This window comes from Fusibacter sp. JL298sf-3, from assembly GCF_053842995.1.
On the sequence record NZ_CM132608.1, the window covers coordinates 219,067 to 240,326 of the forward strand.

Here is a 21,260-nt window from a genome sequence, read left to right on the forward strand (position 1 = left end):
AAAAGATGACCTATAAAGAACTTGTACAAAAAGCGTATGACGCAATGACGTTTGCGTATACGCCTTATTCCAACTTTAATGTCGGCGCGGCACTGCTCACGGCAACAGGCAAAGTGTACACCGGATGCAACATCGAAATCGCATCTTACGGTGCGACAAACTGTGCTGAAAGAACGGCGTTATACAAAGCCATCTCCGAAGGAGAAAAAGACTTTAAAGCCATTGCGGTGGTTTCTTCGAGCAAAGACTATACTTTTCCCTGTGGCATTTGCCGTCAAGTAATTGTCGAGTTTGGAAAAGACATCGACATCGTCGTCGCGAGAGACGACGCTTATGAAGTATACAAAATTGACGATTTATTGCCGCATTCGTTTACGGGCATCGACATCAAATAAGGAGGCATCATGGAATTTAGATCGGGATTTGTGACCATTATCGGTCGCCCAAATGTGGGGAAGTCAACGTTACTCAACCAAATAGTAGGTGAAAAAATCGCTATTATGTCGTCGAAGCCGCAGACAACGCGTCACAAGATAACTGCAATGTACAACGATGAGACGTCTCAAATTGTCTTTGTGGATACGCCTGGAATGCATCGACCCAAAAACAAACTGGGCGATTACATGGTGAACAGTGCTAAAAGCGCTGTAAAAGATGTGGATGTCGTTGTGGTGATGATGGACCATTCGGAAAAAATCGGCCCCGGCGACCAGTATATTTTAGATTTTATTAAGGAAGCAGGCGTCAAGGTGATCTTGGTTATAAACAAAGTCGATTTGCTCTCGCCTGAGGCTTTTAAAGCGGTATACGACACGTATGAAGCATTTGATTTTATTGAAGAGATCGTCGGTCTTTCCGCAATTCAGGGAAAAGGGGTGGCGGACTTAATTAAAACGATTAAACGCAGACTTCCCGAAGGGCCTAAGTTTTTCCCTGACGACCACTTGACCGATCAGACGGAGCGCGTTATCGTCGGCGAAATGATTCGCGAGAAGATTTTAACGTACATTGAGCAAGAGATTCCCCACGGCGTGGCAGTGGAAGTTCAAAAAATGAAAAAACGCCCCAATCAGGGCCTGTACGACATCGAAGCTGAAATCATTTGTGAGAAAAAGACCCACAAGGGCATTATCATTGGCAAAGAAGGTCGCAAGCTCAAGGGCATCGGAAAAAGTGCGCGTCAAGACATTGAGCGCTTTTTAGGTGAGAAAGTCAATTTACAGCTTTGGGTAAAGGTGCGCGAGGGGTGGCGAGACAACGCCAACCAATTGAAGCAGTTTGGGTACAAAGAGTAGATGTTTTTCAAAACCGACGCCATTGTTTTAAAGGCGAACAGGAGCTACAACAACGACGTGTTCCTCACGCTTTTTACGGAATCGGGAGGTAAGATGTCCGTGGTAACAACTTATCAAAAAAAAGGCCAGACGCCGCCAATGCGGCCTTTTTTAACAGGGGAGTTCGTTATCAATACGAAGAACAAGACGCCGCGCCTCGTTTCCAGTGATGTGAGCGACAGCCACTTTAAGCTAATGGACGATTTAGACAAACTCAGTTACGGCAACTATTTGCTCGAACTGTGTAGGCTTACCACTTTTGAACACGTCGTGGACAAGGGGCATTATCAGCTGATAACGGCCCTTGTGGCGGCGCTGGACAGCGTTTCAGTGGCACAGTTACCGCTGATTCGCCTTATGTATCTCGTGAAGGTGGCGGCATTGTCCGGCCATGCCCCCAACCTTTCGCCGGCGTGCACTGTTTGCGGCACAGAGGAAGAGGTGCTCTATTTTGACCTCGTACAAGGCCAACTGTTTTGTTCTGAGCACGCTCACAAAGCCTCGGCGACCCGCGTTAAGAAAAACTGGCTAAGCCTTATTGCTTTTATACAGACACAGCCTGTCGAGGTGCTCTTAAAAACTAAGATTCATCCCGGTTATATGCCGCCGTTGATTCAACTCTACGAACATTTCGTGATGCATCATTTTCAAATTCATGCGATTCATTCCAAGACGTTTATCGACACTTTGTTGTAACAGTTACCCGTAAAGCCAGTGGTGCTCTACGGGTATTTTAACAGAAATAGACCACCGGGTTCTCTTTTTTCCAATCGCCTCACGCACGTCGCCCTTGAACCTCAAATAAAACAACTGTTTATTTAAAATAAAGGGGCGTTTTATCTACATGAAACTGTCAGTTTTCGTAACTTAATGGGTATGAATATTTTATGAAGACTTCAAAAAATACTTAAAGGGGGCAGTGTATGAAAATTAAGATGAGCTTTAGGACAAAGCTGATACTGACGTTCGTACTCGTAATTGCTGTACCGATAGCCGTTTTAGGGGGCGTCGTGTACAAGCTTACATACGATGGTTATTACGACAATCTGAAGAGTACCAGCGAACAGGTATCTGCTCAAATCAACACGGGGATTAAAAACTACATGAATATCTACGGGCAGGCAACCGAATTGCTCAGTAAAGATCCCAATGTCGAAAATGCAAAAAGTGATGTGTCGAGCAGAGAGTGGCTCTACAAATCTTTTGAGGCGTTTATCGAACAGTACGATGTGGTTAGAAACGTCTACGTGGGTTACGACGATCTCAGTTTTTATATTCACCCCACCGTCGATTTGCCGTCGGACTACGATCCGACTATTCGCCCTTGGTACATAAAGGCGTCAGAAGAAAATAGACAAATCTGGACAGATCCTTATGAGGATGCCACTGAGGGAAATCCACTGGTCATTTCCGCAGCGAGTCCGGTTTATAATGGAAGCAACTTCCAAGGTGTAGTGGCCATTGACCTCGACATCAGTGAAATCAGTCGCGTGGCCAACGGCGTTACCATTGGTGAAAACGGCTACATCGTTTTGTTTGACAGCAACAACGTGACGTTTACACATCCGAACCCCGACAACGTAGGTAAAGACATCCCCATTCCCGAACTCAAAGCGTTTGTGGAGAACAATGCAAGCGGCGTCTTTGAGTACACTTATGAAGGCGAAAAGCGCATTGCATTGCTCAGTACCATAGAGGGGCTGGACTGGAAAATACTCGCAACAGTAGATGAGAACGAAATCTTTGCGCAGACGCGGAGTTTGCTGTTTAACATCTTACTCATCGGCGTCGTCCTCATCTTAATTGCAGTGGCCATCGCCGTGGTCTTTTCCAATGCGATGCTGAAAAACATCAAAAATGTCAGTACGGCAATTACCCATATGAGTGAAGGCGATTTGAGCCAAACGGTACACGTTCATACAAAAGATGAGTTTGGCAAACTGGCGGATGATCTCAACCATATGATTGCATCGATTTCTGGTCTGATTGGGAACGTCCATCACGCGACGCAAAATGTCTTGAGTTCTTCAAACGATTTGGTCGGGCTTTCAGACCGCGCCAGTATTGCGGCGAGAGAAGTTTCGGGTGCTGTTGAAGAAGTGGCGACAGGGGCGACGCGACAAGCCCAAGATAGTGAAAACAGCAGCCGAGTCGCCAAAGAAATGGGTCAGAACATCAAGACGCTGACGGACAGTGTGTTCAACATGATTGGCATGACTAAAAAGGCCACTGAAATCAATTCCAGCAGTCAGGCAGCGGTAATGACGCTAAAGGAAAAGAACACTGAAAACAACGATGCCACTGAAAAGACTGAAGAAGCAATTTTGGACCTGGAAAGACAGTCTCTAACCATTGGCGATTTTGTACAGACCATTAGCACCATTGCCGAGCAGACGAACTTACTGGCGCTCAATGCCTCAATTGAAGCGGCCCGTGCCGGCGAACACGGCAGAGGATTTGCCGTGGTTGCAGATGAAATTCGAAAGCTCGCCGAAGAATCCAGCAAAGCGGCAGATGAGATTAAGAACATCGTGTTGACCATTCAAAAGGGCAGCAAAAACACAGTGACTATTATGCAAGAAGTCAAGTCGCGTTCACACGAACAAAACGATGCCGTTGAGCGCGTTGAAAACGCATTCTCAGACATCTTTAATGCCATTAACGGCATCCAAAATGTCATCGATACCGTTTCAGGAGACATCGAAGTTCTCGATGTCAGTAAAGTGGAAATTCTCGACAGCATAACGAGCATCGCCAGCGTATCGGAAGAAGCTGCTGCCGCTTCTGAAGAAGTGAGCGCCTCTATGGAAGAGCAGACAGCTGTCGTCGAGCAAGTCGCCATTGCCGCAGATCAGCTTAAAGGTCTAGCCGATGAGCTGGAAGCCAACATCAATAAGTTTAAAATTTAAAACGGTCTGTTATAAATTTTAAAATAATGATATAATGGCTGTAGTAAACAAATGAAAGGGTGATGCTATGACTATTACACTTGAAATGGTGGATGCCGTAATTAAACGGACAAATGTCGGTTATAAAGCGGCGCAAGAGGCACTTGAGCAAACGGGCGGCGATATTCTAGCGGCAATTATTGAACTCGAGTCCAAGCAAACGACAGGTGCGGAAAAGGGACATTACCATTTGGGACATCAGATTTCCGAATGGCTGAAGTATTTGATTAACGAGGGATTGATTCGTCAGTTGACCATTGTTAAAAACGATAAGATCGTTTTGGATATCCCCATTATGGCAGGGGCTATTGCAGGTGTGCTCTTTACCAAATCCACCATGGCGGCAATTATTGCGGCGGTGGCCACAGGGTGTGACCTCAACGTCGTGAAAAAGGATGGAGAGGTGATTAACTTGAACTCTCTGACGATTGAGACTTTTGAGTCTCTTAAAGCCTTTTTTAAATGTGAGGGAAAAGAAGTAGAACCATCTTTACAGACAGATGAACCTGTGGTACAATCTTAAGCATTACTTGGGGCATAATTCAGCCCTTTAACTGAATAACGAATGGCGATGAAGAAGAAAAGTAATTTGTCGAGCTGCTTAAAGAGAGTCGGTGGTGGTGAAAACCGATAGCGGTGATAAGTGAAGGCACTTTGGAGCGATATTGTTTAAAGAGGGTCCTTTGGACCAATTAGGGTGGAACCGCGGAATAACCTTTCGTCCCTGCTTCGGCAGAGATGAAAGGTTTTTTTATTGAATCGACAAACGTTTAGTTGTGGGCGCAACACATGTTGTCGAATTAAAAAAGTCGAATCAAAAAAGAGTGCGCTGTAAAACTTGTCGCGCAAAAGCTATTTAAAGTAGGGGAGGACATTATGAGTCAAGTTACTATGGAAAAAATCGTTTCACTTGCAAAATCCAGGGGCTTTGTTTTTCCGGGGTCAGATATTTACGGGGGTTTGGCAAATACTTGGGACTACGGTCCGCTAGGGGTGGAGCTTAAAAACAACGTAAAAGCAGCTTGGTGGAAAAAATTTGTGCAGAGCAACCCGTACAATGTGGGCATCGACAGTGCCATTCTTATGAACCCTGAAGTTTGGGTAGCATCGGGACACGTCGGTGGCTTTAACGACCCACTTATGGACTGTAAATCGTGTAAGACGCGTTACAGAGCAGATCAATTAATCGAAGAACATATGACGGCAAATGGTGGAGAACCGGAAGCTATTGACGCCTGGCCAAATGAGAAAATGGAAAATTATATCTCAGAAAACGGCATTGTCTGTGCCAGCTGCGGCAGCAACGACTTTACTAAAATTCGACAGTTTAACCTCATGTTCAAAACTTTTCAAGGGGTTGTAGAAGACTCGTCAACGGAAATCTTCTTAAGACCGGAGACGGCTCAAGGTATATTCGTCAACTTTAAGACCATTCAAAGAGCGTCGAGAAAAAAGGTGCCGTTTGGCATCGGGCAAATTGGTAAATCTTTTAGAAATGAAATTACACCGGGGAACTTCACTTTTAGAACGCGTGAGTTCGAGCAGATGGAACTTGAGTTTTTCTGTAAACCTGGCGAAGACCTAGAGTGGTTCAAATACTGGAAGGCATTTTGTATGAACTGGCTCCTAAAGCTTGGCATGACAGAAGATAAAGTGAAGTTTAGAGACCATGACGAAGAAGAACTTTCACACTATTCCAATGCGACAACGGATATTGAATACCGCTTCCCATTTGGTTGGGGAGAACTTTGGGGGATTGCAGACCGTACGGACTTCGACCTCAAGGCCCATATGAACCAATCTAAGTCGGACTTAAGCTATCAAGACCCGGTGACAAATGAGAAATATGTACCATATTGTATTGAACCGTCACTTGGTGCGGACCGCGTTACACTTGCCTTCCTCGTGGATGCGTATGAAGAAGAAGTTTTGGAAGACGGTAGCTCGAGAACAGTGATGAAGTTCCACCCGGCACTTGCACCGTTTAAGGCTGCGATATTCCCGCTTTCAAAAAAGCTCAACGACGAAGCGACAAAGGTTTATGAGTTGTTGGCAGAGCACTTTAACATCGATTACGACGATGCCGGCAGTATCGGCAAACGCTACAGAAGGCATGATGAAATCGGAACCCCGTTCTGCATCACTTACGATTTTGAATCTGGTGAAGATCAAAGTGTTACTATAAGACATCGCGATACGATGGCACAAGAACGTATTAAAATCGAAGACCTCGTAGAATATATTAGAGAGCGATTAAGATTTTAAGAATTGGATATAAATGAAACAAGTATAGGAGGGACCATATGGAGCAGGAATATCAAATCATCATCATGTCCGATTCTCTCGGTGAGACGGCTTCACATGTTGCCAGAGCAGCCATGAATCAATTTACGGGAAAAGAATACGTCGTGAAGAAGTACAATTATGTGCGCGACATAGAAGCTGTTGAAGAAATCGTTTCAAAAGCTTCAAAGCAGCCTTCGATTGTTCTGTTTACCACCGTAATAGACGAATTGACCAGGGGCATTATCGAGACATGTGCCCGATATGACGTGCGCTGTCATGACATTTTAACACCGGTGTTGGATCAGTTTTCAGACTTTTTTAAAGACGTCCCTGCACAGAAGCCCGGTACGATGTACAAACTGGACGATGATTATTTTGATCGCGTCGCAGCGATAGAGTTTGCTGTAAAATATGACGACGGCAAGGATTTAAAAGGCCTTAAACACGCCGACGTGGTGTTGCTCGGTATCTCTAGGACTTCTAAGACGCCGCTTAGCATGTATTTGTCGCACAAGAACATTCGCGTGGCCAACGTGCCCTTGGTTCCGGAAATTCCCGTGGCCAAAGAAATCTATCAAGTGCCTAAAAACAAGCTGATTGGTTTGACAAACTCTCCTGAGAAGTTAAATGAAATTCGCGTTGAGCGCCTAAAGGCTCTCGGCTTGTCGGCGAACGTCGAGTACGCCAACTACAGCAGAATACTAGAGGAATTGGATTACGCAGATAAAGTATACAAACAGCTAGGCTGTCCGATTATTAACGTGGCCAACAAAGCCATTGAAGAGACGGCAAGTATTATCATGGAAATCACTGGACTCAACATGAAACTCAAGTAGACAACGAGGTAATGACCCACAGCGCATTTGCTGTGGGTTTTTGAGCATATCGCGTAAGCGAAGTTCTCGTGTACTGTATCGTTCACCATTAAAAACGGCTATTCTACAGTCGGATACGAATGATTCGGCATTTTAATGAACGCTCAACGAGGCGGTACACTAATAAAGCAGTTATTGATTACAAAAGGTGAGGTATGCGTTATGAGAAAATTTGTTTATGCCTTTGAAGAAGGCAGCAAAGAGATGAAAGGGTTACTTGGAGGGAAAGGAGCGAACTTGGCTGAAATGAAGAAAATCGGTCTCCCCGTTCCCAACGGATTTACAATTACCACTGAGGCGTGCAACGCTTATTACGATGCACAGAAAGTTATTTCAGATGAGGTTATCGCGCAGATTAATGAGGCCCTGGCCAAGTTAGAAGCAAAAACGGGCAAGAAGTTAGGCGATCCTCAAAACCCACTCCTTGTTTCTGTAAGATCTGGTGCCTTTGTTTCTATGCCGGGAATGATGGACACGGTCCTCAATCTAGGGCTCAATGAGCAAACTGTAGAAGGCCTCGCACTCTTAACGGAGAACAGGCGTTTCGCCATGGACTGTTACAGACGATTTATTCAAATGTTTGGCGATGTGGTGTTGGAGATTCCGAAATACAAATTCGATAAAGTATTTGACACGAAGAAAACGGAAATGGGCATTACAGAAGATACGGCACTTACTGAAGCCGATTTAGAGGCGATTATCGTCGGCTATAAAAAGCTCGTTAAACGGGAGAAGGGGTTCGGGTTCCCGGAAGAGCCGACGCATCAATTGGAGATGGCTATTGAGGCGGTATTCGGTTCTTGGAACAACGACCGCGCCATTGTCTACAGAAATCTTCATGAGATTCCGCACGACCTCGGAACGGCAGTTAATATTCAGGAAATGGTATTCGGCAACATGGGTGAAAGTTCCGGTACAGGGGTGGCTTTCACACGGAACCCTTCTAACGGCGACAACGTGCTTTTTGGCGAGTTCCTAATGAACGCACAAGGTGAAGACGTCGTCGCCGGCATCCGCACGCCGCATACCATTGCCGAACTCGAAAAAATACAACCGGAAGTTTTCAAAGCGTTTAACGACGTCTGTAAAACACTTGAGAACCATTACAAAGACATGCAGGACATTGAGTTTACTGTGGAGCGCGGAACGTTGTATCTCCTTCAAACGCGCTCTGCAAAGCGGACGGCATTTGCCAGTGTCAAGGTAGCTGTCGACATGGTTGAAGAAGGGCTGATTACACGTGAAGAAGCGTTGATGCGCATAGAACCTGCAAAACTCGACGAACTGCTCCACCCGATGTTCGAACCTCACGCCCTAGCTGTAGCAGTTCATATTGCCAAGGGCCTTCCGGCGTCACCAGGTGCGGCGTTCGGTAAAATTTATTTTCATTCAGAAGATGTTATTAAGGCGAAAAACCGCGGAGAAACCTGTATTTTAGTGCGTACAGAGACGTCTCCAGAAGACATTGAAGGCATGGTGCACGCAAACGGTATTCTCACTTCAAGAGGTGGGATGACTTCTCATGCCGCTGTCGTGGCGCGTGGAATGGGCAAGTGCTGTGTCGCAGGCTGTAGCGCATTAACTGTAGACGAAGACGAACGCGTCCTTCACACGCCGAACGGCACATACGACGAGGGCGATTTTATCAGTCTCGACGGGATTACCGGCAATGTGTATCAAGGCAAGATCGATACAACTGATGTGGCGTTTAGCGACGCATTTAACACGGTGCTTTCGTGGGCAGATGAAGCGCGTAACTTGGGGGTACGGGCCAATGCCGATACACCTAAAGATGCGAAAAAAGCTCTGGAATTTGGCGCATCCGGTATCGGTCTTTGCAGAACGGAACACATGTTCTTTGACGCTGAAAGAATTATCGATGTGAGACGAATGATTTTATCTGAAACTACAGAAGAACGCTTAACGGCGTTGCAATCGCTTCTCGTACACCAGCAAAAGGACTTTGAAGCCATCTTTGAAGTCATGGGGGCACATCCTGTTACAGTGCGTTTGCTCGACCCGCCGTTACACGAGTTCTTACCGGTGGAGGAAAACGATATACTCGCACTTTCCAAACACCTTGACAAGTCGGCAGACACCATTCGCCAAACCGTCAAGACATTGGCCGAGTTCAATCCGATGTTAGGGCACAGAGGCTGTCGCCTTTCAATTACATTCCCTGAGATTTACAACATGCAGATTAAAGCCATAGCTCGTGCCGCAATTCTCGTCTCTGAGAGAAGCGGTGTTAAAATTGAACCGGAGATTATGGTGCCGCTCGTCGGACATTTAAAAGAGTTTGAACTGGTTAAAGAGCAGATTCTTAAAACATTGCAAGACGTTATGCAGGAAATGGGCGCATCGCTTGACTACAAAATCGGCACGATGATTGAGGTGCCGAGAGCAACGCTTATTTCCGATGAGATTGCGGAAAACGCCGAGTTCTTTTCATATGGCACCAATGATTTGACACAGATGACACTGGGCTTTTCAAGAGACGATGCCGGAAAGTTTATTGGCGCATATGTGCAAAAAGGCATTTTTGAGAAAGACCCTTTTGCCAGCCTCGATCAGAGAGGGGTCGGTCAGTTGGTTAAAATGAGCGTTGAAAAGGCGCGTCAAACGCGTCCAGAGATTAAATTGGGTATTTGCGGAGAACATGGTGGGGATCCGAAGTCGATTGAATTTTTCAATGCTGTAGGCATCGACTACATTTCGTGTTCGCCTTTTAGAGTGCCTATTGCACGTTTGGCGGCGGCACAAGCGGCGATTCGCAACCGAGACCAAAGTAAATAGATTGATTATATAAGGTGTATTTCTACTGAAGCGTTGAAAATAAAGGGTTTAGAGCTAATTAGTTAAATTAATGTATGGGGTGTAATCTTAGTGCAAATTGAGATTACACCTTATTTTTAGTTGGAAACTCGATAAGAATTTTAAAACAGAGTCGAAAATGGGCTGTTATGGAACACTTATTGAAAATCAAATGAGTGCAGGTGGATTGGCATTGACTGCTGTAGTTTTTGTTGGTGGGAAAATACTTTTTGGCAATCAATGCGATTGCTGAAGCCACTTTCAAAGTATTTAAAACAGAGTTTTCAAATCGGTATATATTCAAGTCGCTAGATGAACTTAGCATCGAATTGGCAAATTATATAAATTGGTATAATAACATAAAAATCCACTCAACACTAGGCTATCTGACGCCTGTAGAATTAAAAAAATACCCTTGAGAAAATAGTTTAATAAAGCGTTGACAATCCAAAATTACGTTTGATTACTTAAGACATTATCACATGTGAATCATAAACATTTGGAATACATCTAAACTGATTGTTGACAAATTATTTGTAGTTTAGTAGTATTAGTTTAAATCAATATTGAAAAGTTATCTAGGGTTCCGTAGCACATGCTAGTCTGGTCCAAGAGATAACGCACTGAATTGTGTACACGGAAGGATAAAAGCCTGGGAGATATATTATTATATATTTCTTGGGCTTTTTTGTATTCATAAAGAGTAATAGTATATCTCCTCAGCTAGAAAGGAGTATATGATACATTGGTTTTACTTATTATTAGCGGGTATATCTGATATTATGGGCTGTTGGTATTAAATACACACATGGATTCACGAAATTGTCACCAAGTATTTTGACAATTGCATTTATATTGTTAAGCGTCGATTTTCTCACTTTGTCATCTGAAAAAATATCGTTAAGCACTGCTTATGCTATTTGGACAGCTGTTGGAACAATCGGGACGGTTTTATTAAGTGTTAAATTGTTCAAAGAAGTAATCTCACTGTACAAGATGATCAGTATGTTTTTTATAGTAATTGGTGTAATAGGTTTGAAACTAAGTAATTACAAGGAGGCATAATTATGAGAAAATTTATTATTGAGGATTCGTTTTGGGAGTTGTTTCCACAAGCTAAAATAGGAGTAATAGTTGCTAAGAATATTAACAATGTTTACAATAGCAAGCAATTATACTTAGATATGTTGACTGATGCTCAGAATCAAGCATTAAATCATTTAGAGTTGGAAACATTGAGTGATAACAAAGTAATTAAAGTATGGAGAGAAGCATTTCAAAAATTTCCAACCAAAAAAGGTGCACGTTCTTCAATTGAAGCTTTGTTAAAAAGAGTTAGCAAAGGTAACCTAGTTGGTAATATAAATCCTTTAGTAGATATTTATAACTCCTGTTCAATGTTATTTGCGCTCCCAAACGGTGGTGAGGATATAGACAAGTTTGAGGGAGACATAAGATTAACATTTGCGGATGGTACTGAGGAATTTGTTACTCTAGGCAACGAAAAAAGCGAATCACCTTTAAATAATGAATTAGTTTACAAAGATGATGCAGGAGCTATTTGTAGATGTTGGAATTGGAGAGAAGCAGTACGAACAATGCTAACAGAAGAAACACTAGCGTTGCATAAACTCAACTACAAATCTAGAGCAAATCCATATTACGCTTTATAAGGATAAAAATGTAACCCTGTCGATTCTACTAATGAAAAAAAGCTGACTCTAAGCAGACAGTCTCGTTGCACAGTGATGGGAGCCATATATGGATAGATTAATCTAAAAAGGATTGAGCCTCATAATCTTTCGTTTGAAACTTTCAAAAGTACTGTAAAGACTTGCTCTTATAGCAACCCTGATCTTGTTTAGTGGTGCGTCTGTTCTCAGGTTTTGCTTAAACAGAGCGAGTAGACAGTAGAGAATGAGCGAAAGGTAAATTTGGTTTACCGCGCCCACTTCATCAGTCGCAAAGAAATGCTTGACTTTAGAATGCTGTTTAAGCCATTTGAAAAAGAGTTCAATTTTCCACCTGAGTTTATAGATATTACAGACGTCTTCAAAACAGAGCCCTGTGTCGGTTTCAAGGTCAGGGACGTTTGTCAAAAAGTGATAAATAGTTCCGTCATCATCTGCTTGCTGAATATAGTGGTATTCATGCCTAGTCTTTTTGCTGCCTGAACCCACAGGGCCTTTTGAGGCGTAAAGAACGCCCTTTGGATTATCATAGCGCGTATTCGCCCATGTCACAGAGTTGCTCTTCATGCGAACGACAAAACAACCACCAGCTTCGTGGATTTGATCTAGGCGATCGTAATCCACATAGCCTCTGTCATAAACATTGATGACGCCTGGTGTAAAATCCGTCACGCTGAGCATTTCACTCACATCATGTTCTTTTGCGCCAGTGACAGTGGCTTTACTTGGATAAAGTGCGTTTTCACCATAATAGCGAAGGCCGAGATGTAATTTGACACCCGCTTTTGTTTTTCGGTATTTCGCCCACGCCATGCCCGTTAATGCTTTTGTGATAACGCTGGCATCAACAATATTCAGTGCCAATGTATCTTCATTTAACTGGGCGCTCTCAAACTGCCCGTGAAGCTGTGACACCAGATGCGTGAAGATGTTCTGGAGCACAGATGTATCGAGAGCTGACAGTCGTCTATAGAGCTGAGAAGGGCTTATAGAATCTAGTTTAAGATACCTCTGATAATTGTCATCAAACAGCAGATCCGTTGAGATGGCTCTGAGGCCATCATGTTCTTTCAGGTTTGCGGTGACAAAGAGTTTGATTAGGTTTTGAGTCGTTAACTTCTTGGCATAAGCATCACAGTTATTCGTTTTGATGATATTTTTAACTTTTTTTGAATTTAGGGGTTCAAGTACTTTACCAATGGTCTTAAATTTCATATAATATAGATGTTGTGTTCCTTGTATTAGATTTGTGCGAGACCATCTATGTGTGCTCCATGAATCTAGTATAAGGACTTTTTTATTGATTTTAAACCCCTTAATAGACATTATTGTTATTTATTGTTCTTTTGCTATTGATTAAGCCTGAATTATTCATGAACCCATGATATCACCAAAAATCGAGCGGATTTAAGTTTTTGCGCTTCATAATGCTTATCATAGAAGACGTCTTCCTGTTTATCACCTAAAAATGGGCAGACTTATCCTGTGGACAATACTTTTCTCGATTTTCAGATTTCAAAGTTCATCAGTTACGTTTATTCCAACTGTGGAAGTCGACGGATGTTCTCAAGAATTTCATAGAACTCATTCTTGTATGGACAACTGCTACACAGTTTGAAATGAATATATCTTGCTGCTTTAACAACCTTTGATGCGATTTTGAGCAGCTTCAATCGAATAGTATCTATCAACATTTTCTTCATGTTTTCAGGTAATACCAATCGTTTAAAGTAATTAAATAGGTTGTATGCTAGGACATGGAGCAGTAGATGATTTGCATTAACGACTTTGTCCTTACTTGGTGTTGATGCAAAGTTGAAGCCACTTTTACCTTCTTTGATAAAGTTTTCCATGGTGCCTCGATTTCGATAGAACTTAATGAGTTCTTCAGGACTGAGATCCATGTTGGTCACAATAAAGGCATACTGATTGGTTAGCTGATTGTACGGTTTCTCGACCTTGACGATAACCCGTCTAGGATAGTCCCATTTACCGGCTTGGTACAAGAACTCATCATAACGGACCACATAATCAATCATGTTATCCTTTGTAGCTTCGGTTATTTCATCATCCAAATGTTTTGCGTGAGCATACAGTATTTTGTTTGCTTTCAAGCGTATGGCATAGGATACACCATTGCTTTCACACTGTTTGTACAAGTCTGGTGTTGCAAAACCACTGTCTCCACGGAGGAACAGATGGACATCAGGATACTTTGTAAAGTATTCATCAAGTAAGGGCTGCATGAACTCGCAGACGCCTGTAGAACTATAGGCGGTACCATCTCTAAGCTCTGCTTTGAGAAGATCTCCAGTGAGTCCGTCATAGCAGAGTAAGGGGTGATATCCATGAGCTTGATAGTGGTAATTAAAGCCTTCGCCTTCCTGCTTGCCGTACGTGTTAAGTAGGGTTGAATCAAGATCAAGCAGAACTTGTTCTGGCATTTTAGTCCTGTAGGCCGATGACCTCATATGACGGATGATATCTTCAAACTGTTTGACTGTATCCCCATCCATACGGTTCCAGAACCTCGACAGTGTGGGTTGTGAGGCAAGAGCCTGTTTACCCAGAATACTTTTAAAGACAGGTTCATTGGTCAGTTCGTCTGCATCATTGTCATTAAAGTATCCAGCAAGGATTTGATAAATTAGCTGGGATAGATTTTGATGGTCTTTGTGTTTACGGAAGCTATCATTTTTGTCCGTTACAAACTGGCTGATGTGTTTATTGAAGCCAAACTTATGGGCGAATTCTTTTATGAGAAGCAGCCCCGAATCGGAGGATAAATCGCCTCCATTGAAATTTATTTTGATTTTACTATTGCTTTCGAGCTGAAGTGAACTTACACTAGACATGAAGAGTTTCTCCTTTGTTTTGGTGTTTGTGTGGTAACTACATTTTAACAAAGTTGGAGCTCTTCTTCTATTTATTTAGGTTTCACTTGATAAGTGAAAAGCAAAAGTAATCTAAAATACAGTAACTATGCGGTTTTGGGGAGTATTTCGTGAACCGTCATGAATAATTCAGGTTAAGTTTTATGCAACGCTAGTGCAGAAGAAACAAAAAATGCTTTTTTATGTATAGAATCAGTTGATTTAGATAGAGATGAGAGTTTTAATTCTGCTCTTAAATATTTACATGAAAGTGTTACTAAAAATATCGGTGGCGAATGCTTAACATTTGTATTAGATATCAACAATAGAAGTATTGAGTTTTAAGAAAGGGTTAAATGATGTACATGTTTAAATATAAAGAAGCTTATAAAGAGGAAGATAAAAGAATATTGGAAGTAAATATTCTTCCAGAAAAATGTTGTAACTTTGATTGTATATTTTGTCCTATTGGTAGGTCTAATAATAAGACTGATTTAGTGAAAGATTATAAAGACGTTGATGCTAATATTGCAGACTTAAAGCATAAAATCGAATCTTCATCTGCTGATCTAGTCTTTATTAATTCATCTGGTGAAGCACTTTTTCATTCAGGTATAGACAGAATAATTGATTCAATTAAATCACAGGGAAAATTAGTAAGGCTTTTATCTAATGGATATATACTTAACGATGAAAGTTTAAAAAAAATTGCTAGTAAATGTGATGAAGTTATTGGTGAAATAAAAGTCATTAGTGAATTAGACTTTCAAAAACTACAACGTCCTTTAAATGGATACACTTTAGAAGATCATATATTTAATATGGTTACGTTTAGAAATTTTTATAAAGGCAAATTTATATTAGAAATGACTATTATTAAGGGATATAATGATACAAACGATGCAGTAGAAAAGATGGAAAGAATAATAAGAATGATTAAACCAGATGAAATTATAGTAGTAACAATGGATGGAGTGTTTGAGAAGAAGTTGGGTGTTACAGATGATGTTTTAGAAAGTATAAAAAGTAAATTGATTAACGTAATTTAGAATCAGTTATATCATACAAAATAAATAATTAAGATTACAAATCTTCTAAAAGGTGCTTTGTTTAATTCAAAGCATCTTTTTTAATTAGAATAGAGTCGAAAGATATTGGTTAGCATTGAAGTGTATTTTGATAAAAGCTTCAAGAAGGGGGACTAAACGATAATTTTTAAGGGATGTTAAGTGAGGCTAGGTAATTACAAGTTTGAAAACTTATTCAGATGATTTTATAACATCTATAAACTCAGATAGAGACTGTAAAATTTCAGCTATATACAGATAGATGAACTTTTTAGACCGTTAAACATACATTTCATAGAATAAGAATGAAACAAAGTGAAAGGAGTTATTAAAAAAGTTTGAGAAAACTTAAAAAAATCCGACTATACGGTACAAAAGTGGTATATATACTAATAGTATATAGAAATTTATTTTCAGGAGACAACTCAGTAAGACGAGGAGTAAAGTAATGATTAGTGGTAGATTTAAATTCAAGGAAAACTCACGAGTAGCTGTTTTTATCGCAGGATTAGTTTTTGTATTGCTTATGTCTATTAGTTTTGTGTTCATTCACAACTTTTCCATGAGAGTCAGAGAAGATGAAGAAAACAAAGTAGCTATTTCCTATTATAGCTTAAATGAGGAAATCAGGGATTTTAAGAACCAGAACGTCAGTTTGTTATCTGGATTTGCAGCATACATACAGTTAAAAGAGACGACTGATGAGGCGGAAATCTACGAGTATTTAGGTTTTCTTTTGAGAGATCATCTAGATGATATTAGAAATATCGGCGTTCTAGTTGACACGACGATAAAATTGATACAAGGTGGCACGGCTTTCATCGTTCGCATGCCGCTTTTGAGGGACAATGCTTATTGGGGAATGGTGAGCATCGTTTTAAAAGCGGAAAATGCGTTTGAGTTTGTCGACAAACACGCCGATAATTACGAGGTAGATTATCTGATTACCTCAGCAGATGAACCCGATGAGGTCATATATGGCAATAGCCGGGTGCTAGGCATGTCGCCGCTCAAATTCAGAACAGAAGATTCAATTGGCGGTTGGGATGTCTACGCTGTTCCCATGAAGGGGTGGGATAACAGAGTTGTACAAGTGGTACTGATTCTTTTGCTTTGCCTAGTAATAAGCCTACTGGTTTCCTTGAGCATTCTTTCTTGGATGAGGAAATACAGTGCAGTGTTAAAAGACAAAGTCGATTTAGAGAGCAAATACATTCTGGATAGGTTTACAAAGATTTATACTAGGGAGTATTTTAACCTTCGATTAAAAGAAGAAGTTGGTAGCAGCTTAAGGCACAGTCACCCCATTTCTATGGTCTATTTTGATTTAGACCATTTTAAAAATGTTAACGACGTCTATGGGCATTCGGCAGGAGACGATGTTTTGCTCGAGGTGGTTGCAAGGGTCAAAACACTTATTAGAATCGAGGATATCTTTGCAAGATGGGGTGGCGATGAGTTTATTTTATTGCTTCCTAATACGGATCTCGAAGGAGCAGAGTATGTAGCAGAAAGAGTTCGAGCGGGGATTGAGTCCTTAGAGATGAATCGTTCTTATGGCGTCACAGCAAGTGTCGGTTGCTCTGAGTGGAAGGCGAAAGAATATATAGAATCGTGGTTTATTAGAACGGATGATGCGCTGTACACCTCTAAAAACACCGGGAAGAACAAGGTGACGGTCAGCAATCACCACACAGCCAAAAACATACTGTCAAAGATGGATTGGGACGAACGCTCAAATTCCGGCTGTAAGACAATTGATGACGAACACAAGGCCATATTAGAGCGCTGTAACACAATTGTAGAAAGCGCGTTGGAACAATCTTCATTTGATGAAACCATAAGAAATGTGGAAATCCTACTCCTCGAATTGGAGCAACATTTTAAAGATGAAATAAAGACGCTTCAAAAAGTGGGGTATCCGGATGTTGAAAATCATCAAAGAATTCACGACGCACTGTTGAAGAAGACAAATGCGCTTTTTCAAAAAACCATTCAAAGAGAGGTCACAGCGGTTGAGTTCTTTTCATTTCTTCTGATAACAGTGGTTGAAGGCCATTTTCAAGAAGAAGATGTCAAGTATTTTTCTTATATTGCAGAACATGAAGAGGTGAAGTAGTCGTGTCCATCGGATACAAGCGAATCTAGATGCTAGAAATCAAGCTTCTAGTAAGTAACAGGGTGGATTTCTATAGAGTGCGCGAGAGCACGTCCAAAAAAAGGGCGTGCTCTTTAAGTTAAACGATGCGGTTGTATTCAGCCCGTTGCCTGATGGAAAATGGCTGACGGCATTAATGTTAAGTTTATATTACGGCACTACAAATAAAAGGGTTTTAGAGGGGCAATGTCTAATAGTAAGTACATCGAAAAGGAGGCGAACGATGGTTAGTATAAGAGAACGTTACGAACAACTTGAAAAACAAATCTTATCTCCCAGCGCCCAGTTCTCTTCAGAGAGCAAAGGGCGACGCTTAGATGAAGAACCTTGTGAAATCAGAACCGATTTTCAGAGAGACCGCGATCGAATTCTTCACTCGAAAGCTTTTAGAAGGCTGAAACACAAAACCCAAGTGTTTTTGTCACCGGAGGGCGACCATTATCGGACGCGCCTGACCCATACACTAGAAGTGTCTCAAATTGCACGGACTATAGCTAGAGCGCTTAGACTCAACGAAGATCTTACTGAAGCCATTGCCATGGGACATGACCTCGGTCACACACCTTTTGGACATTGTGGGGAAGAGGCTCTCGACCGAGTCCATCCTTTAGGGTTTGTTCACAACGACCAGAGTCTCCGGGTAGTGGATTTTATTGAGCGCAAGCATCATCACCCGTATGGCCTCAATCTGACGGAAGAAGTGCGCGATGGTATCATTCACCACAGCGGAGAGGTTCTGCCAAAGACCTTAGAGGGGCAAGTGGTTAAGTACTGTGACAGAATCGCTTACCTAAATCACGATATAGACGATGCGGTTAGGGCACATGTCCTAGATGAATCGAGTTTACCAAAATCGATTATAGAGGAACTGGGTGAGACCCATAGCAAGCGCATTGATACTATGATTGTCGATGTCATTCAGAACAGTCTGGACCGGTCGTCCATTCAAATGAGCAAAGCGCGTTACGAGGCCTTTTTAGAGTTGCGGGCGTTTATGTTCAAAAACGTTTATCTCAACGAACAGGCCAAAGGGGAGGAGAAGCGCGCGGCTTCCATCGTCGAAACGCTTTACCACTACTATCTGGAGCACCCTGATGAAATGCCGACTGATCGGTACTCAGACTATCAAAACGGCGAGGATATTGATGCGGTGAAAGACTACATTGCCGGTATGTCCGACCGCTATGCGGTGAATTTATACAAAAAAATTTTTATACCAAGGTTTTGGTATTACTAGGTTTTCCTTTTTTGGATAGACACCACCGATTAGTGATACAGTGTACAGGGCTACAAGATATTGCGTGTGGGCAGGTGTACAGGGTATATATGGTATAAGACGTGTAAACATTAAAAAAAATTAAAAATAAAGGATTTTGATAAAAGATGTCGAATAATAACCAGATGTGACAAAGAGTAAGGAGTAGACATGAACAAAGGCAATATCTTTGATTATATAAATGAACAAGTCGATATCGTCGATGTGATATCCAGTTACATCTCTTTAAATCGCGCTGGGAAGAATTACAAAGCGCTTTGTCCGTTTCACAATGAGAAGACACCTTCTTTTATTGTGTCGGAAGAAAAGCAGCTTTTTCACTGTTTTGGTTGTGGCGCGGCGGGCAATACCGTCGGGTTTATTATGCAGTATGAAAATCTAGACGCTATAGATGCCGTGGAATTTCTCGCCAATCGCTACAACGTCGATATCTCAGAGTTTAAAAAGAACGGTCAGGGGAAAAATTATAGACAACAGGCACATTACTATGATATACTTAGGGATGCTGCGATTTTCTTTTATAAGAATCTCAGAAAGCACCCTGACGCACTCAGTTATCTGGAGCGTCGAGGGATTGATTACGACTTGATAAAGAAGTTCGGCATTGGTTTTTCAAGTGATGCGTGGGCGACGCTGATAAAAACCCTTTCTGGGAAGTACAGCCCCGATGCGCTTGAAAGTGTCGGACTCGTCATACACAATAAGGAAAAAGATCGTTATTATGATCGTTTTAGAAACCGGGTTATGTTTCCAATCATCAATCCGCAGGGACGCATCATCGGTTTCGGCGGCAGGGTAATGGACGATGCACTCCCCAAATACCTGAACTCACCTGAGTCAGAAGTCTTTAACAAGAGCCGTACGCTGTACGGACTCAACATCGCCAAGAATTACAAAAGTGACAAGCGACAGTTGATTGTCACCGAGGGCTATATGGACGTCATCGCACTACATGCTAGCGGGTTTGGCAACGCGGTGGCGACGCTTGGAACTGCGCTGACAAAAGAGCATGCCCGCCTAGTCAAACGCTATGCCGACGAGGTCATTTTATGCTATGACTCCGATAGTGCCGGACAAAATGCGGCCTTAAAAGGGCTCGATGTCTTAGAGGGCGTTATTGAGCACGTGAAAGTCATTAAACTTGGCGAAGGGCTCGATCCAGACGATTTTATTAAAAAACACGGCCGAGAGGCCTTTCAAGAGAAAATTGACGAGGCGGTTTCCGGAACGACTTTTCGAATTGACCGTTTAATGGGACATTACAATTTGTCAGACGATGCGTCAAAAATTGAATTTTTGTCAAAGGCGGCGGCAATTGTTAGGAAGCTCGAAAACGGATTTGAGAAGAACTTGCACATTGAACGACTGGGGACACTGCTCGGCGTCAACACCGACTTAATTGCACGAGAAGTCCTCGAAGATCAGTACCGTGAGAAAGCACATTACGGTTTCCATTCAAAAACTGCACAAATCCCCAAAGTCGGCAGTGACAGAAGGGTTCATTTGGAAGAACAGTTGCTGGTTTATTGGGTGCAGCTTTCAGATCAACTTACTGAGGAACAGCGCAACTTTATTGAGACGTTTTCGTATTCGCAGGGGACGGTGCCTATTTACGACAGTTTAATGCGGCACTGGACTGAGTACGGTGGCTTTAATAAAGAACGCTTTATTGAAGAAGCGGATATTACCGCCTCTACCCAGCTGGTCAATTGGCTGGAAAAGCATGCCGTGACTTACGATGCTTTTGATTTTGAACTCATTGTGTACAACTTGACTATTATGGCGCTCGACGATGACATCGAACACCTGAAACTTGCACTTAAAGAGAGTAATGATAAAGCGGCTGTGCAGAAGCGTATTCATGAAAAAATACTTGCAAAGCAACAGCTGACAATGAAAATGCCTAGGCGCAAATTAAATAATTGAAAGGAGGCCATT

Annotated in this window: 17 protein-coding genes, 1 riboswitch and 1 other annotated feature; of the genes, 15 read left to right on the forward strand and 2 right to left on the reverse strand. The window is 42.1% G+C overall.

From position 1 onward, the window contains the following. The first annotated feature begins 5 nt into the window (after positions 1 to 5). The 11 genes from ACR6HW_RS01055 to ACR6HW_RS01105 all read left to right on the forward strand — a co-directional run bounded on the left by ACR6HW_RS01055 (position 6) and on the right by ACR6HW_RS01105 (position 11,930). Positions 6 to 395 carry a cytidine deaminase gene (locus tag ACR6HW_RS01055; protein ID WP_455729319.1) on the forward strand — a complete coding sequence of 130 codons (390 nt, stop codon included), beginning with the start codon at positions 6 to 8 and terminating at the stop codon, positions 393 to 395. A 9-nt stretch (positions 396 to 404) separates the two neighbouring features. Beyond that, the gene (gene era, locus ACR6HW_RS01060) at positions 405 to 1,295 is read left to right on the forward strand and encodes a GTPase Era (protein WP_455729320.1); all 891 of its coding nucleotides are present in this window, start codon (positions 405 to 407) and stop codon (positions 1,293 to 1,295) included. After that, the gene (gene recO, locus ACR6HW_RS01065) at positions 1,296 to 2,030 is read left to right on the forward strand and encodes a DNA repair protein RecO (protein ID WP_455729321.1); all 735 of its coding nucleotides are present in this window, start codon (positions 1,296 to 1,298) and stop codon (positions 2,028 to 2,030) included. It abuts the gene before it with no gap. A 227-nt stretch (positions 2,031 to 2,257) separates the two neighbouring features. Further along, a complete protein-coding gene (locus ACR6HW_RS01070; protein WP_455729322.1) occupies positions 2,258 to 4,243 on the forward strand; it encodes a methyl-accepting chemotaxis protein in 1,986 nt (661 codons plus the stop codon). Positions 4,244 to 4,310: 67 nt separating this feature from the next. Next, positions 4,311 to 4,805: a DUF4342 domain-containing protein gene (locus ACR6HW_RS01075; RefSeq protein WP_455729323.1), complete on the forward strand. Its 495-nt coding sequence runs from the start codon at positions 4,311 to 4,313 to the stop codon at positions 4,803 to 4,805. A 39-nt stretch (positions 4,806 to 4,844) separates the two neighbouring features. Beyond that, positions 4,845 to 5,011 (forward strand) — a binding site (T-box leader). A gap of 144 nt (positions 5,012 to 5,155) precedes the next feature. Then, the gene (locus tag ACR6HW_RS01080) at positions 5,156 to 6,547 is read left to right on the forward strand and encodes a glycine--tRNA ligase (RefSeq protein WP_455730844.1); all 1,392 of its coding nucleotides are present in this window, start codon (positions 5,156 to 5,158) and stop codon (positions 6,545 to 6,547) included. 38 nt (positions 6,548 to 6,585) lie between these two features. Continuing rightward, positions 6,586 to 7,404, forward strand: coding sequence for a pyruvate, water dikinase regulatory protein (locus tag ACR6HW_RS01085; RefSeq protein WP_455729324.1), 819 nt, complete (start codon positions 6,586 to 6,588; stop codon positions 7,402 to 7,404). 201 nt (positions 7,405 to 7,605) lie between these two features. Then, entirely contained in the window at positions 7,606 to 10,239 is a 2,634-nt protein-coding gene (gene ppdK, locus ACR6HW_RS01090) for a pyruvate, phosphate dikinase (RefSeq protein ID WP_455729325.1), read from the forward strand. A gap of 233 nt (positions 10,240 to 10,472) precedes the next feature. Next, entirely contained in the window at positions 10,473 to 10,676 is a 204-nt protein-coding gene (locus ACR6HW_RS01095) for an IS3 family transposase (protein ID WP_455729326.1), read from the forward strand. A gap of 148 nt (positions 10,677 to 10,824) precedes the next feature. After that, positions 10,825 to 10,918, forward strand: a riboswitch (guanidine-I (ykkC/yxkD leader). Between the two features lie 176 nt (positions 10,919 to 11,094). Beyond that, a complete protein-coding gene (locus ACR6HW_RS01100; protein WP_455729327.1) occupies positions 11,095 to 11,322 on the forward strand; it encodes a DMT family transporter in 228 nt (75 codons plus the stop codon). Between the two features lie 119 nt (positions 11,323 to 11,441). Further along, positions 11,442 to 11,930: a B3/B4 domain-containing protein gene (locus ACR6HW_RS01105; RefSeq protein WP_455730845.1), complete on the forward strand. Its 489-nt coding sequence runs from the start codon at positions 11,442 to 11,444 to the stop codon at positions 11,928 to 11,930. A 102-nt stretch (positions 11,931 to 12,032) separates the two neighbouring features. Here ACR6HW_RS01105 and ACR6HW_RS01110 read toward each other — a convergent pair whose 3' ends face one another. Next, entirely contained in the window at positions 12,033 to 13,163 is a 1,131-nt protein-coding gene (locus ACR6HW_RS01110; RefSeq protein WP_455727911.1) for an IS4 family transposase, read from the reverse strand. 320 nt (positions 13,164 to 13,483) lie between these two features. Then, complete coding sequence (locus tag ACR6HW_RS01115; protein ID WP_455728668.1) at positions 13,484 to 14,803, reverse strand: IS1380 family transposase; 1,320 nt, start codon at positions 14,801 to 14,803, stop codon at positions 13,484 to 13,486. A 377-nt stretch (positions 14,804 to 15,180) separates the two neighbouring features. Here ACR6HW_RS01115 and ACR6HW_RS01120 point away from each other — a divergent pair, with 377 nt between their 5' ends. The 4 genes from ACR6HW_RS01120 to dnaG all read left to right on the forward strand — a co-directional run bounded on the left by ACR6HW_RS01120 (position 15,181) and on the right by dnaG (position 21,248). After that, positions 15,181 to 15,870, forward strand: coding sequence for a radical SAM protein (locus ACR6HW_RS01120; RefSeq protein WP_455730846.1), 690 nt, complete (start codon positions 15,181 to 15,183; stop codon positions 15,868 to 15,870). Positions 15,871 to 16,414: 544 nt separating this feature from the next. After that, positions 16,415 to 18,007 (forward strand): diguanylate cyclase, encoded by a 1,593-nt coding sequence (locus tag ACR6HW_RS01125; RefSeq protein WP_455729328.1) that lies wholly within the window; start codon positions 16,415 to 16,417, stop codon positions 18,005 to 18,007. A gap of 262 nt (positions 18,008 to 18,269) precedes the next feature. After that, a complete protein-coding gene (locus ACR6HW_RS01130; RefSeq protein ID WP_455729329.1) occupies positions 18,270 to 19,283 on the forward strand; it encodes a deoxyguanosinetriphosphate triphosphohydrolase in 1,014 nt (337 codons plus the stop codon). A 189-nt stretch (positions 19,284 to 19,472) separates the two neighbouring features. Next, complete coding sequence (gene dnaG / locus ACR6HW_RS01135) at positions 19,473 to 21,248, forward strand: DNA primase (RefSeq protein ID WP_455729330.1); 1,776 nt, start codon at positions 19,473 to 19,475, stop codon at positions 21,246 to 21,248. The last annotated feature ends 12 nt before the right edge of the window (positions 21,249 to 21,260 follow it).

What these genes read in the sequence shown, in the direction of transcription:
- ACR6HW_RS01055 (WP_455729319.1), top strand. Translation starts at nt 6, where the DNA reads ATGACCTATAAAGAACTTGTACAAAAAGCGTATGACGCAATGACGTTT.
- ACR6HW_RS01105 (WP_455730845.1), top strand. Translation starts at nt 11,442, where the DNA reads ATGTTGACTGATGCTCAGAATCAAGCATTAAATCATTTAGAGTTGGAA.
- ACR6HW_RS01125 (WP_455729328.1), top strand. Translation starts at nt 16,415, where the DNA reads ATGTCTATTAGTTTTGTGTTCATTCACAACTTTTCCATGAGAGTCAGA.
- era (WP_455729320.1), top strand. Translation starts at nt 405, where the DNA reads ATGGAATTTAGATCGGGATTTGTGACCATTATCGGTCGCCCAAATGTG.
- ppdK (WP_455729325.1), top strand. Translation starts at nt 7,606, where the DNA reads ATGAGAAAATTTGTTTATGCCTTTGAAGAAGGCAGCAAAGAGATGAAA.
- ACR6HW_RS01120 (WP_455730846.1), top strand. Translation starts at nt 15,181, where the DNA reads ATGTACATGTTTAAATATAAAGAAGCTTATAAAGAGGAAGATAAAAGA.
- recO (WP_455729321.1), top strand. Translation starts at nt 1,296, where the DNA reads ATGTTTTTCAAAACCGACGCCATTGTTTTAAAGGCGAACAGGAGCTAC.
- dnaG (WP_455729330.1), top strand. Translation starts at nt 19,473, where the DNA reads ATGAACAAAGGCAATATCTTTGATTATATAAATGAACAAGTCGATATC.
- ACR6HW_RS01070 (WP_455729322.1), top strand. Translation starts at nt 2,258, where the DNA reads ATGAAAATTAAGATGAGCTTTAGGACAAAGCTGATACTGACGTTCGTA.
- ACR6HW_RS01075 (WP_455729323.1), top strand. Translation starts at nt 4,311, where the DNA reads ATGACTATTACACTTGAAATGGTGGATGCCGTAATTAAACGGACAAAT.
- ACR6HW_RS01110 (WP_455727911.1), bottom strand. Translation starts at nt 13,163, where the DNA reads ATGAAATTTAAGACCATTGGTAAAGTACTTGAACCCCTAAATTCAAAA.
- ACR6HW_RS01115 (WP_455728668.1), bottom strand. Translation starts at nt 14,803, where the DNA reads ATGTCTAGTGTAAGTTCACTTCAGCTCGAAAGCAATAGTAAAATCAAA.
- ACR6HW_RS01085 (WP_455729324.1), top strand. Translation starts at nt 6,586, where the DNA reads ATGGAGCAGGAATATCAAATCATCATCATGTCCGATTCTCTCGGTGAG.
- ACR6HW_RS01130 (WP_455729329.1), top strand. Translation starts at nt 18,270, where the DNA reads ATGGTTAGTATAAGAGAACGTTACGAACAACTTGAAAAACAAATCTTA.